Origin of the sequence: Arthrobacter sp. AQ5-05 (assembly GCF_003287975.1) — a bacterium.
Classification (GTDB): domain Bacteria; phylum Actinomycetota; class Actinomycetes; order Actinomycetales; family Micrococcaceae; genus Paeniglutamicibacter.
In genome coordinates this window covers 385,988-398,865 of the sequence record NZ_QMKQ01000001.1, presented here as the reverse complement: position 1 = coordinate 398,865, position 12,878 = coordinate 385,988, and the positions used below count along the sequence as shown (strand labels likewise).

The following is a 12,878-nucleotide window of genomic DNA, read 5'->3' as shown; positions in this document are numbered from 1 at the left end:
GAGGGCCCCGGGGTTGGGACACAGGAACGGAGTGGCTTGGAAAAATTGGACACTCCGTTGTGTCGTCAGCTGGGTGCTGACCGGGTTTTGCGTGTCTTGCGGCTGATGCCGCAAGACACGCAAAACACGTTGTTTCCATCGTACGCCACTTGGGCGTTCGATGTGAGGAGGCTTACGCCTCCAAGGGGGTTTTGTTACTTGCCCGGGACGACCAGCGTCGCGGCACCCTTGCGGGCCGCCTCGAAACGCGCCGAGACATCGGCCCAGTTCACGATGTTCCAGAACGCCTTCACGTAGTCGGCCTTCACATTCACGTAATCCAGATAGAACGCATGCTCCCACATGTCCAACATCAACAACGGGGTCGTCGCCACCGGCACATTGCCCTGCTGGTCGTAAAGCTGCTCGATGACCAGCTGCGAACCCAGGCCCTCAAAGCCCAGCAACGCCCAACCCGAACCCTGCAGGCTCATCGCCGCGGCCGTGAAGTGCGCACGGAACGCGTCAAACGAACCGAACGCGTCGTCGATCGCCGCAGCCAGCTCCCCCTCGGGCTTGTCCCCGCCCTCCGGCGAAAGGTTGTTCCAGAAGATCGAGTGGTTCGTGTGCCCGCCCAGGTGGAACGCCAGGTCCTTGGACAGCTTCGGGATGTTCCCGAACTCGCCCTTCGCCCGCGCCTCGGCCAACTGCTCCAGGGCGGTGTTCGCCCCGGCCACATAGGCCGCATGGTGCTTGGAGTGGTGCAGCTCCATGATCCGCGCCGAGATGTTCGGCTCCAGGGCCGCGTAATCGTACTGCAGCTCGGGCAAGGTATAAATAGCCAAAATGACTCCTCATTCTCATCGGCACCCATCGAGAAGTGGATGCGTTCTTCTTCGTTACTGCATCTCCGCGCAACAGCGGAAAATCCTTGGGCTCAGTGTTCGAGCATATCCAGTGGAACGCTGGCCTCGGTGCCGGGTATTCCCAGTTCGGAGGCCCTTTTGTCGGCCATTGCCAGCAATCGGCGGATCCGCCCGGCGATCGCGTCCTTGGTCATGGGCGGCTCGGCCATGCGTCCGAGCTCGTCCAGGGATGCCTGCTTGTGCGCCACGCGCAGCGCGCCGGCGTACTTGAGGTGCTCGGGGACCTCGTCGCCCAGGATCTCCAGGGCGCGTTCCACCCTGGCGCCGGCGGCGACGGCGGCCTGGGCCGAGCGGCGCAGGTTCGCGTCGTCGAAGTTGGCCAGCCGGTTCGCGGTGGCACGCACTTCCTTGCGCATGCGGCGCTCTTCCCAGACCATCAAGGCGTCGTGGGCACCCATGCGGGTGAGCAGCTGGGCGATGGCCTCGCCGTCGCGGATGACCACGCGGTCAACACCGCGGACCTCGCGGGCCTTGGCGACCAGTCCCAGGCGCCGTGCGGCGCCGACCAGTGCCAGTGCGGACTCGGGGCCGGGGCAGGTGATTTCCAGTGCCGAGGAACGCCCGGGCTCGGTGAGCGAACCGTGGGAGAGGAAGGCACCGCGCCACACGGCCTCGGCATCGGCGGTGGAGCCGTTGACGATGACCGAGGGCAGCCCGCGCACCGGCCGGCCGCGCCCGTCGAGCAGGCCGGTCTGGCGGGCCAGGGCCTCGCCGTCGCGGACCACGCGGACCACGTAGCGATTGCCGCGGCGCAGCCCTCCCCCGGAAACCACGATGATCTCGGAGGCGTGGCCGTAGACCTCGGCGATGGCGGCACGAAGCCGCCGGGCGGTGGAGGCGAGGTCGACCTCGGCCTCGATAACGATGCGTCCGGAGATGATGTGCAGGCCGCCGCAGAATCGCAGCATGGTGGATACTTCTGCCTTGCGCTCGGAGGATCTCCGAATCTCAAGCCGGGACAGCTCGTCCTTGACGGAAGCCGTCAGTGCCATGGATTGTTTCCTAACTGCTGGGCTCGTCTGTGCTGAACGTGGTGAACACGTCGTGGTATGCGGCGGCAAGTCTCAAGGGGTCGTGGACTGCGCGTCCGGCACCAACCCCTACTTTACCGAAAAAGGTGCGGGCGCCTAGCCGGGCGGCGGCGTGGGTGAACGCCTCGTGGTCCGAAATCGTCGTCGGGTCGGCCAATACGGCGTCCAGGCGCAGGTCCGGGGCGTACTTGGCGATGACCTCCAGGTGCGCTGCCGCGTCCATCCCGCCGGTCTCGGCGGTGTCGGTGGAAAGGTTCATGGTCAGCAGCCGGCGCGCCGCGGTCTGCTGCAGGCCCTCGCGCATTTCCGGCAGCAGGAGGTGCGGCAGCACCGAGGTGTACCAGGAGCCCGGGCCGAGCACGACCCAATCTGCCAGCTCGATGGCGTCAAGCGCCTCGGTGCAGGCCGCGGCGTCGGCCGGTTCCAGGCGTACGTTGGAGACCAGGGCGCTCTCGCCGGCCTCGGCGAGCTTCGCCTGGCCGGAGAGCCGGCGCTGCACCAGCCCGCTCCCGGCACCTTCCTGCAACACGTCCCCGGTGATGGTCAGCGGGGTGGTGCTCATGGGCAGCACCTGGCCGCGGGCGCCCAGCAGGGCCCCGGCCCAGCGCAGCCCCGCCACGGGGTCCTTGAGCAGTTCCCACAGGGCCACGATCAACAGGTTGCCCACGGCGTGCTGGTCCAGCGCTGCGCTCGATCCGGGTTTCGAGGTGAAGCGGTGCTGCATGACATCGCGCCAGGTCCGCCCCCAGTCGGTGTCGTCGCACAGGGCGGCCAGCGCCATGCGCAGGTCGCCGGGGGGCAGCACGTCGAGCTCCTCGCGCAGGCGCCCGGAGGAGCCACCGTCGTCGGCCACCGTGACGATGGCAGTCAGGTCGGTGGTTAGCCGGCGCAGCGCGGACAGCGAGGCCGACAGGCCGTGGCCGCCGCCGAGCGCGACCACGCGCACGACCTTGTTCTCCCCGTTGGAGCGGGATGGAGGCTGGATGGGGATCGGGCCGGTGAAAAACGCCATGGCGGGCTACTCGCGCCCCAGGTCCCGGTGCGTGACGTTGACGCGCACATTGGGCAGCTGGGCCAGCCGGCGCCCGATTTCCTCGGCCGTGGCCACCGAGCGGTGCTTGCCGCCGGTGCAGCCCACCGCAAGGGTGGCGTAGTGCTTGTTTTCGCGGCGGTAGCCCTCGAAGACCGGCTCCAGGGCACCGATGTAGCGTTCGATGAATTCCGCGGCGCCCGTGGCCGAAAGCACGTAGTCGGAGACGGCCTTGTCCTTGCCGGTGTGCGGGCGCAGTTCGGGGACCCAGTGCGGGTTGGGGATGAAGCGGACATCGGCGACGTAGTTGGCGTCGGTGGGGACCCCGTACTTGAAGCCGAAGCTCATGACGTTCAGCCGCAGCACGATCGGGCCGGACTCGGAGAACAGCTCGGTGATCGAGCGGGCCAGGTCGTGCACCGACATCTCGGTGGTGTCCACGACGATTTCCGCCGCTTCCTTCAGCTCGCGGAGCACCTCGCGCTCACGGTTGATGCCGTCGACGATGCGGTCGTCTTCCTGCAGCGGGTGCGGGCGCCGTCCCTGCTCGAAGCGGCGGACCAACAGGTCGTCGGCGGCGTCCAGGAAGAGCACGCGGTAGGCGATACCGGCGCTGGTCAGCGCGTTCAGGTTTTCGCGCAGCTGCGGGAAAAGCGACTTGGAGCGCACGTCCATGACCACGGCGAGCTTCGGGATGGACCCTCCGGCGTGTGCGACGATCTCGGTGAGCATGCCCAGCAGCGTCGGGGGCAGGTTCTCCACCACGTACCAGCCGTGGTCCTCCAGCGCGTGGGCGGCGGTGGTGCGCCCGGCGCCCGACATGCCGGTAATCACTAGAAGTTCGGACTCGGGTGGTTTCACTGGGGCAAGCTCGGTGGTCATGTACCTAGCCTAGTCGCCCGCGGGTCCCGAATCGGTCAGTCCAGCACTTCACCCGTGGTCATGTTCACTGCCGGCGCATCCGCGCCGGATGCGGCCAGCGCGTCGAACACCGTGGCGGCCAGCGCCGGCCCGATGCCCGGGACCTCCAGCAGCTGCTCCACCGTCGCGGCGCGCATCTTCTTCATCGAGCCGAAGTGCTTGCGCAGCGCCTCGCGCTTGGCCGGGCCCAGTCCGGGGATGGTGTCCAGCAGCGAGGTGGTCATCGAGGCCGAGCGCTTCTTGCGGTGGAAGGTGATGGCGAAGCGGTGCGCCTCGTCGCGGACCCGCTGGACCAGGTACAGGGCGTGGGAGGCCCGCGGCAGGATCACCGGGAACTGGTCGTCCGGCAGCCACAGCTCCTCCAGGCGCTTGGCCAGCCCGACCACGTACACGTCGTCGATGCCCAAATCGGCCAGGGCCCGGGAGGCGGCGGCGACCTGCGGGGGCCCGCCGTCGACGATGACCAGCGAGGGCGGGTAGGCGAAGCGGCGGGCGGGCATGCGCTCGGAGGCGTCGGCGATGTCGATTTCCCCGCTGATCATCGGCACGGTGTCTTCCATGTCCGCCAGGTAGTTCTTGAAGCGGCGGGAGATCACGTCGTACATCGAGGCGGTGTCGTCGCGCGCGGCCTCCCCGGTGATCGAGAACTTGCGGTAGTCGGACTTCTTGGGCAGTCCGTCCTCGAAGACCACCATCGAGGCGACCACGTTGGTGCCCTGGGTGTGCGAGGCGTCGTAGCATTCGATGCGCAGCAGCGGGGCCGGCAGCCCCAGGGCGTCCTGGAGTTCCTGCAGCGAGGCCGAGCGGGTGGTCAGGTCCCCGGCCCGGCGGGACTTGTGCAGGCGCAGGGACTGCTCGGCGTTCTCCCGCACGGTTTCGGCCAGCGTCGCCTTGTCCCCGCGCTGGGCCACGCGCAGCGAGACGGCCGAGCCGCGGCGCTCGTGCAGCCAGGCGGCGACGTCGTCGGCGTTCTCCGGGAGCACCGGGACCAGCACCTCGCGCGGGATCCTGTCGTCCCCGGCGGATTCGCCGTAGACCTGGGTAAGCATGTGCTCGATGAATTGCCCGGGCGTGGAATCCTCGACCTTTTCCACCACCCAGCCGCGCTGGCCGCGGATGCGCCCGTTGCGCACGTGGAAGACCTGCACCGCGGCCTCGAGCTCGTCCTCGTGCACCGCGAAGATGTCGGCCTCGGTGTTTTCTGCCAGCACCACGGCGTTGCGCTCGAAGACCCGGCGCAGTGCGGCGATGTCGTCGCGGTACCTGGCGGCCTGCTCGTATTCGAGCTTGGCGACGGCGTCGGCCATCTTGGCCTCGAGTTCCTTGATGAAGCGGGTGCCCTCCCCGCCCATGAACTGGCACAGGTCAGCGGCGAGCTGCTTGTGGTCCTCGGGGCTGATGCGGCCCACGCAGGGGGCGGCGCACTTGTCGATGTAGCCCAGCAGGCAGGGCCGCCCGGAGGACTGGGCCCGGTTGAACACCCCGGCCGAGCAGCTGCGCACCGGGAAGACGCGCAGCAGCGTGTCGAGGGTCTCGCGGATGGCCTTGGCCGGGTAGAACGGACCGAAGTACTTGGTGTCCTTGCGCTTGTCCCCGCGCATCACCAACGCGCGCGGGTACTTCTCCCCCATGGTCACCGCCAGGTACGGGTAGGTCTTGTCGTCGCGGAAGACGATGTTGAAGCGCGGGTTGTACTCCTTGATCCAGGTGTATTCCAGCTGCAGGGCCTCGAGCTCCGAGCCCACGACCGTCCACTCGACGGAGACGGCGGTGTGCACCATGGCGTGCGTCTTGGGGGTCAGGCCCGCGGGGTTGGCGAAGTAGGAGTTCAGCCGTTGGCGCAGCACCTTGGCCTTGCCGACGTAGATGACCCGACCGACCTCGTCGCGGAAGCGGTAGACCCCGGGACGCGTCGGAATGTCCCCGGTGGCGGGGCGGTAGCTCTGGGGGTCTGCCACTTCTGGTGCTCCGGTTACTGGTCGCTGATGGGGGTCTGGTTGTAGGCGTCCACGCGTTCCTGCCCGGTCAGCTCCGCGATGGCATCGACGATCGCATCGGTGGCCGCCCGGCGCTGCGGCAGCGGGTGCTTGCGGCCCAGGTGCTCGAATTGCAGCGGCTTGCCGAAGGCGAGCGTGAAGTGGTGCGGCTTGATGGTGTTCTTGCCGGCCGGCTGCAGGTTCTCGGTGCCGATCAGCCCGACCGGGACCACCGGCGCTCCGGTGGACAGCGCGAGCCAACCCACACCGGTGCGCCCGCGGTAGAGCTTGCCGTCGCGGGAGCGCGTGCCCTCCGGGTAGATGCCGATGCCGCCGCCGGTCTCCAGGATGTCGACCAGCGATTCCAGGGCCGCGACCGAGGCGGCCTGTTCCCCGCGCTGGACCGGGATCGAGCCCACGGATTCGAAGAAGGTCTTCATGGCCTTGCCCCTGAGGCCCGGGGTGGTGAAGTACTCGGCCTTGGCGAAGAACGCGACATCCCGCGGGGTCAGCGCCTGGATGATGATCGAGTCCAGGAAGGAGAGGTGGTTGGAGGCGATGATGACCGGCCCGGTGCGGGGCACGTTCTCCAGTCCGGTGACGGTGGGGCGGCACAGCCCGGAAAGCAGCCCGCGGATCGAGGAGCGGGTCATGGTGTACAGGCTCATCTAGGCGCCGGCTCCCGTCGGATTGGCGGCCAGCAGGGATTCGCGCAGCGTTTCCCCGGCGGCGTTGCCCAGCAGCAGCCCGGCAAGCTCGGCCAGGTCCGCGGCATGGGCGCCGGCACCGGCGGCTTCGAGTTCGCCGGCCTCGGCGAAGCCCCAGCCGGCGCCGATGGAGGCCATGTCGTTCTCGTGGGCCGCCTCGATGTCGTAGCGGCGGTCCCCCACCATCACGCACCGCGCGGAGTCCAGGTCGTGCGCGGCGATCGCCGCGGCCAGGATGTGGGTCTTGGAGGAGGAGGTGCCGTCGCCCTCGTCGTCGTTGCCGAAGATCCCGTCGAGCAGGGGCGTGAGGCCCTGGACCCCGAGCAGTGCCCGGGCGATGTGGGTGGGCTTGGCGGTGGCGACCAGCACCGTGGCACCGGAGGCACGCAGCTCGGCCAGGAGTTCGGGGACACCGGGGTACGGACGTGATGCGGCCATGCCGGTTTCGGCATATTGCGCACGGTAGGTGGAGATCAGCGAACCGATGTTTGAGGGGTCGACCCCGTCGATGGTGGCCAGCCCGATGGTCAGCGGGGGCCCGATGAGGGACAGGAGTTTTTCTTCACCCGGATCGGGGATCTGCGCTTGCGTCAACGCGAAGCGGATGCCCGAGGTGATAGCCCCGGCCGGATCCACGAGGGTTCCATCGAGGTCAAGCAGCACGGCGGAGGGAGCAATCATCACTGTCGTATTCTCGCATGAACTGGGCACTTGTGCCGTACGCGCATGCCCAAAACGGCATACACGCACGGCGTCCGCACCTAGCCCAGCAGCGGCGCGAGGAACTTTCCGGTATAGCTGGCCTCGACCTTGGCGACCTGTTCGGGCGTGCCGACGGCGATGATTTCGCCGCCGCCGGAGCCGCCCTCGGGACCCAGGTCGATGACCCAGTCAGCGGACTTGATCACGTCGAGGTTGTGCTCGATGGTGATCACCGTGTTGCCCTTGTCCACCAGTCCCTGCAAGACCAGCAGGAGCTTGCGGATGTCCTCGAAGTGCAGGCCGGTCGTGGGCTCGTCGAGCACATAGATGGAGCGGCCGTTGGAGCGCTTCTGCAGTTCCGCGGCGAGCTTCACGCGCTGCGCCTCGCCGCCCGAAAGCGTGGTGGAGGCCTGTCCGAGGCGGACGTAGCCCAATCCCACCTCCACCAGGGTGCGCAGGTGGCGGGCGATCGGGGTGAACGCGGCAAAGAATTCCGCGCCCTCTTCGATGGGCATGTTCAGCACGTCGGCGATGGATTTGCCCTTGTAGTGGACCTCCAGGGTCTCGCGGTTGTAGCGCGCACCATGGCAAACCTCACACGGGACATAGACGTCCGGAAGGAAGTTCATCTCGATCTTCAGCGTGCCGTCGCCCGAGCAGGATTCGCAGCGTCCGCCCTTGACGTTGAAGGAGAAGCGGCCCGGCAGGTAGCCGCGCACCTTGGCCTCGTTGGTCTCGGCGAAGAGCTTGCGGATGTGGTCGAAGACCCCGGTGTAGGTCGCCGGGTTGGAGCGCGGGGTGCGGCCGATGGGCGACTGGTCGACGTGGATGACCTTGTCAAGATGCTCGAGGCCCTCGACGCGGGTGTGTCGTCCGGGGACCTGCTTGGCGCCGTTGAGCCGGTTGGCGAGCACCTTGTAGAGCACGTCGTTGACCAGCGTGGACTTTCCGGAGCCCGAGACGCCGGTGATGGCCGTCAGCACGCCGAGCGGGAAGCGGGCAGTGACGTCCACGAGGTTGTTTTCGCGGGCGCCCACGACGGTGACCTCGCGCTTTTTGTCGATCTTGCGGCGCTTGGCCGGAACCTCGATCTTCCGGCGCCCGGAGAGGTAGTCGCCGGTGATGGAGCGGGTGTTGGCCTTCAGGTCCTCCAGGGACCCCGAGTGCACGACCTCGCCGCCGTGTTCCCCGGCGCCTGGTCCGATGTCGACGATCCAGTCGGCCTCGCCGATGGTGTCCTCGTCGTGTTCCACCACGATCAGGGTGTTGCCCAGGGACCGCAGCTGGGTCAGGGTTTCGATGAGCCGGCGGTTGTCTCGCTGGTGCAACCCGATGGAGGGCTCGTCGAGCACGTACAGCACACCGACCAGTCCGGATCCGATCTGCGTGGCCAGCCGGATGCGCTGCGCCTCGCCGCCGGAAAGCGTGCCGGCGGCTCGTTCCAGGTTCAGGTATTCCAGTCCGACGTCCAGCAGGAACCGCAGGCGGGCCTGGATTTCCTTCAGGACCTGGTTCGCGATCTGGGCCTCGCGTCCGGTGAGGACGAGGTTTTCGAGGAACTCGGAGCATTCGCGCATCGGCATGGCCGAGACCTCGGCAATGGATTTGTCGTTGATCAGCACCGACAGCGAGGCGGAGTTCAGGCGTGCACCGTTGCATTCCGGGCACGGGATCTGCCGCATGTACTCCTCATACCGGACGCGCGCGTTGTCCGATTCGGTTTCCAGGTGCTTGCGGTGGATGTACTGGACCACGCCCTCGAAGCCGGTGGAGTACTTGCGTTCCCGGCCGAAGCGGTTCTTGTACTGCACCACGACCTTGTGGTCCTTGCCGTGCAGGATGGCCTGGCGGGCGACGGCGGGCAGCTTGTTCCAGGGGGTTTCCAGCGTGAAGTCCAGCTCCGCGCCCAGTCCCCCGAGCAGGCGGTTCCAGTATTCGGTGGTGGCGGTGCCCAGCGACCACGGCGCGATGGCACCTTGGCCCAAGGGCATTTCCACGTCGGGAATGATCAGGTCCTCGTCGACCTCCAGGCGTGTGCCGATACCGCTGCATGCGGGACAGGCGCCGAAGGGGTTGTTGAAGGAGAACGACCGTGGTTCGATTTCATCGATGGCCAGCGGGTGCTCGTTGGGGCAGGCAAGGTTCTCGGAGAAGGCACGCACACGGCCCTCGTCTTCCGGGTCGAGGTCGACGAAGTCGATCAGGACCCGGCCCTCGGCGAGGTTCAGCGCGGTTTCGATGGAGTCGGTCAGCCGCTGGCTCACGGTGTCGTTGATGGCCAGGCGGTCGACGACGACTTCGATGGTGTGCTTGAACTGTTTGCCGAGCTTGGGTGGGTCGGAAAGCTGGATCGTTTCCCCGTCGACCCGGGCGCGGGAATAGCCCTTGGAGCCGAGCTCCTTGAAGAGGTCCACGAATTCGCCCTTGCGGCCACGCACGACAGGTGCAAGGACCTGGAAGCGGGTCTTGGGTTCGAGCTCTAGCAGCTGGTCCACGATCTGCTGCGGGGTTTGCTTGGTGACAGCCTCGCCGCAGACCGGGCAGTAGGGTCGACCCACGCGTGCCCAGAGCAGTCGCATGTAGTCGTAGATCTCCGTGATGGTTCCCACGGTGGACCGGGGGTTCTTCGAGGTCGACTTCTGGTCGATCGACACCGCGGGCGAGAGCCCCTCGATGAAGTCGACGTCCGGCTTGTCGACCTGCCCCAGGAACTGGCGGGCATAGGCCGAGAGGGATTCGACGTAGCGTCGCTGTCCTTCGGCAAAGATGGTGTCGAAAGCCAGGGACGACTTTCCGGAGCCGGAAAGGCCGGTGAACACGATCATGGCGTCACGGGGCAAATCCAGGTCGACGTTGCGTAGATTGTGTTCGCGCGCACCCTTCACCACCAGGCGGGTCAGGTCGTGCGGACGGAGGGTTTCAGAGGAGCGGGAAGTAGCCACCAGATCATGCTAATCGAAAACTGGTTCGAATGGAGCGAACTTGTGAGCAACAAGACGCAGGTCTATCCAACTTGCGAAGTGAACGCCGCCCGGACGTAGCCGACGGCAGCTTTCTCGGAGATCCCCCAGCGTGTCGCAACGGCCGCAAGCTCGGAGGCTGCGTCTGCAACGGCGACCGCACCTTCGTCTTCCGCTGCCTGGACGATGGTGCCGTGGCGGCCACGGGTCACGACTGCTCCGGTGGCTTCCAGTTCCTTGTAGACCTTCGCCGCCGTGTTGACCGCGAGGCCGAGTTGTTCGGCGAGCGCACGGACCGAGGGCAGTTTGGTTCCGGCCTTGAGGCGTCCCTTGGAGATGGCGGCGAGTATCTGCTGCCTGACTTGCTGGTAGGGAGCGGTTTTGTCGGTGCTGTCGAGAGCGATGAATGCCAGCGGATTGCTGTCCATGTGTGCCGTCCTTTGTTGGTACCCGGGGGGCGGTGCTTGCGTTTCAGCCTATCGCGCCGGATTCGGCGTTCCACATAGGATGTTGCAATGAGTGAAACCTTCCTTGACCTCACCGATGCGACCATCCGTTCCGTGAGCGTTTCCGAGATGTCCAACAACATCTACCTCGTGACTTCCAAGAGCGACGGCTCCCAGTTGCTGATCGATGCGGCCGACGATGTGGCGTCCATCGAGGGATTGGTTGCCTCTGCCGATTCGGATGCCGACGTCCCCACGCAGCTTGCGGGAATTGCCACAACCCACCAGCACTGGGACCACATCCGGGCGTTGGCAGAATATGCCGGCAAGACCGGAGTGAAAACCTATGCGGGTGCCGAGGACGTGGACGGCATTGCAGCCGGCGCCAACGTCGCCATTGATGTTCCGCTGAAGCATGGCGACACGGTATCGGTTGGCCAGGTGGTCCTGGAGTGCGTGCACCTGCGTGGGCACACCCCGGGTTCGATTGCCTATGTGTTGCGGGACAGCGGTGGCACCACGGTGATCTTCAGCGGGGATTCCTTGTTCCCCGGTGGAGTGGGAAACACGGAGAGCGATCCTCAGCGATTCGCCTCGTTGCTTGACGACGTGGAGTCGCGGCTCTTTGGAGCCTATCCGGATGATGCCTTGGTGCTCACGGGGCACGGGGCATCAACGACGCTGGGTGCGGAGCGGCCAAGCCTGGGCGAGTGGCGCCTCAGAGGCTGGTAGTCAGGGTTCCTTCGGCGGCCCCGGCGGTGATTCCGGGGTCCCCGGCAAGGGCGGCGCCATAGCTCTATACATCTGTCCGCCGGGGGTGGTGATCAGGATGGTATGCCGCTGTCCCCGGATGAGGTGTTCTTCCCAGCCCTCGGTCTCTTTTACCTGGTTGCAACAGACACATCGTCCATCCAGGTTGATCTCGGTGGTTTTCCCGCCCCTGCGCACCTGGTAGACGTGGTCGATGTGGCGAATCGGGGCATCACAATATGGCGTCCGGCAGAATTGGTCGCGCATCTCGATGAGGTCCCTGAGTTTGGGCGGCACGCTGCGGGCTTCGGAGTCCATGGCCAAGAGTTCACCTGTCGTTGGCGCCGTATACACGCGGCGCATCCATACATCGACCCCGCTTTCTTCTTCCGAAGAAGTCCGGTCACCGGCAATGAGCCACCGGGCATGGGCTGCGGAGATGGTTCCGTAGCCAAAGAGGTGCGCAGGTTCGCTGTCTCCCGCCAGCAGCGTGCGATCGGTCATGTTCAGGTGCACCAGCAGCGAGGGCCGCAGCCCGTTCTCGTGCCCGGTGATTCCCGATACGAGCGCGTCGGCCATGGTCTGGTCGTCGGTGCGTCGATCCTCGCTGGAACGGCGCTTGGCAGCCGCGGCCCGCAGCGCCTGCTTCACCGCAACGCCCTGCGCCACGGTGAGCAGTGCGCTCAGACGCATCATCCCGTCGGGTGTCGGGGTCAGTGTCACGCGGCGCTTGACCACGGCATCGGCCTGCTTGTTCGTTTCGACCCGGCCGTCATAGGCCAGGACCTCCTTGTCGATGCGTGAGGCCAGTTGCTTGGTGCCCACGCCTTCGAGGGCACCCCGCTCCCCTGCCATGTTCCGGTCAATTTTCCGGCGAGCGTCGATGTGCAGGTCCTTGGTCTTGCTCACCATGAGCATGGCGCGTGCTTCGGTGAGCTCACCGCGCTCCAGCGCGTTGTAGGTGTAGGGCATTTGCTCGATCATGGCCCGCGAATAGTTCACGAAGCGAGATCCCAGATTTTGGGCTTCCTTGCGCGCGAGGGCGACTTCAGCACCAGTGCCACGTGCCGGGTTCTGTTGGTAGAGGCCTTCTTCCCGGTGCCTGGCAGTGATGTCCTGCTCCAGGGCGTAGGATTCCTTGGCCTGGGCCGCACAGAGGGCGGCTTTTGCGCGCTCCATGGCCGAGATCCGGGCGGCTCGCACTTGCTCCCCCACGGTCTGCGGTAGGTGGGTCACCGCCTCGGCCATGCCGTTAATGAAATCGACGTAGCCGTCGCCGGGTCCTTCCGCTGCGGAGCGCTGCCTCGGGGGCCTGCGCAGATCCGAGGGGATGTGGCGATGGCCAAGGAGGATTTCCCCGGCTTCCTCCACGGTGAGGGACCTCGGGTTCGAATTGTATTCCTGGGAATCTTCGAACATACTTACTATTCTACGCCTGGATCGCTGGTTT

The 12,878-nt window shown here is 66.4% G+C and carries 11 protein-coding genes; 1 reads left to right on the top strand and 10 read right to left on the bottom strand.

What is annotated here, in order from left to right; all coding sequences use genetic code 11:
• Positions 1–194: 194 nt before the first annotated feature.
• The 9 genes from DQ353_RS01905 to DQ353_RS01865 form a co-directional block, all read right to left on the bottom strand.
• Positions 195–824, bottom strand: coding sequence for a superoxide dismutase (locus DQ353_RS01905; protein WP_113761089.1), 630 nt, complete (start codon positions 822–824; stop codon positions 195–197).
• Positions 825–916: 92 nt separating this feature from the next.
• Positions 917–1,897 (bottom strand): DNA-binding protein WhiA, encoded by a 981-nt coding sequence (whiA, locus tag DQ353_RS01900; RefSeq protein WP_113761088.1) that lies wholly within the window; start codon positions 1,895–1,897, stop codon positions 917–919.
• A 10-nt stretch (positions 1,898–1,907) separates the two neighbouring features.
• Positions 1,908–2,948: a gluconeogenesis factor YvcK family protein gene (locus tag DQ353_RS01895; protein WP_113761087.1), complete on the bottom strand. Its 1,041-nt coding sequence runs from the start codon at positions 2,946–2,948 to the stop codon at positions 1,908–1,910.
• Between the two features lie 6 nt (positions 2,949–2,954).
• Entirely contained in the window at positions 2,955–3,848 is an 894-nt protein-coding gene (rapZ, locus tag DQ353_RS01890; protein WP_113761086.1) for an RNase adapter RapZ, read from the bottom strand.
• 35 nt (positions 3,849–3,883) lie between these two features.
• Positions 3,884–5,845, bottom strand: coding sequence for an excinuclease ABC subunit UvrC (uvrC, locus tag DQ353_RS01885; RefSeq protein WP_113761085.1), 1,962 nt, complete (start codon positions 5,843–5,845; stop codon positions 3,884–3,886).
• Between the two features lie 14 nt (positions 5,846–5,859).
• Positions 5,860–6,531 carry a lysophospholipid acyltransferase family protein gene (locus DQ353_RS01880; RefSeq protein ID WP_113761084.1) on the bottom strand — a complete coding sequence of 224 codons (672 nt, stop codon included), beginning with the start codon at positions 6,529–6,531 and terminating at the stop codon, positions 5,860–5,862.
• A complete protein-coding gene (locus DQ353_RS01875) occupies positions 6,532–7,251 on the bottom strand; it encodes an HAD hydrolase-like protein (RefSeq protein WP_113761083.1) in 720 nt (239 codons plus the stop codon). It lies immediately after the preceding gene.
• A gap of 80 nt (positions 7,252–7,331) precedes the next feature.
• Entirely contained in the window at positions 7,332–10,214 is a 2,883-nt protein-coding gene (gene uvrA, locus DQ353_RS01870) for an excinuclease ABC subunit UvrA (RefSeq protein WP_113761082.1), read from the bottom strand.
• A 62-nt stretch (positions 10,215–10,276) separates the two neighbouring features.
• Positions 10,277–10,660, bottom strand: a complete 384-nt coding sequence (locus tag DQ353_RS01865; RefSeq protein ID WP_113761081.1) for a GntR family transcriptional regulator — start codon at positions 10,658–10,660, stop codon at positions 10,277–10,279.
• Positions 10,661–10,747: 87 nt separating this feature from the next.
• On the opposite strand from DQ353_RS01865, the gene DQ353_RS01860 reads away from it, so the two are divergent.
• On the top strand, positions 10,748–11,410 hold the full coding sequence (locus DQ353_RS01860; protein WP_113761080.1) for an MBL fold metallo-hydrolase: 663 nt from the start codon (positions 10,748–10,750) through the stop codon (positions 11,408–11,410).
• Here DQ353_RS01860 and DQ353_RS01855 read toward each other — a convergent pair whose 3' ends face one another.
• Complete coding sequence (locus DQ353_RS01855; RefSeq protein ID WP_113761079.1) at positions 11,411–12,847, bottom strand: HNH endonuclease; 1,437 nt, start codon at positions 12,845–12,847, stop codon at positions 11,411–11,413.
• Between the last annotated feature and the right edge of the window lie 31 nt (positions 12,848–12,878).

Coding starts and splice junctions, on each gene's coding strand:
- DQ353_RS01880 (WP_113761084.1), bottom strand. CDS start 6,531: ATGAGCCTGTACACCATGACCCGCTCCTCGATCCGCGGGCTGCTTTCC.
- rapZ (WP_113761086.1), bottom strand. CDS start 3,848: ATGACCACCGAGCTTGCCCCAGTGAAACCACCCGAGTCCGAACTTCTA.
- DQ353_RS01860 (WP_113761080.1), top strand. CDS start 10,748: ATGAGTGAAACCTTCCTTGACCTCACCGATGCGACCATCCGTTCCGTG.
- whiA (WP_113761088.1), bottom strand. CDS start 1,897: ATGGCACTGACGGCTTCCGTCAAGGACGAGCTGTCCCGGCTTGAGATT.
- DQ353_RS01875 (WP_113761083.1), bottom strand. CDS start 7,251: ATGATTGCTCCCTCCGCCGTGCTGCTTGACCTCGATGGAACCCTCGTG.
- DQ353_RS01855 (WP_113761079.1), bottom strand. CDS start 12,847: ATGTTCGAAGATTCCCAGGAATACAATTCGAACCCGAGGTCCCTCACC.
- DQ353_RS01895 (WP_113761087.1), bottom strand. CDS start 2,948: ATGGCGTTTTTCACCGGCCCGATCCCCATCCAGCCTCCATCCCGCTCC.
- DQ353_RS01865 (WP_113761081.1), bottom strand. CDS start 10,660: ATGGACAGCAATCCGCTGGCATTCATCGCTCTCGACAGCACCGACAAA.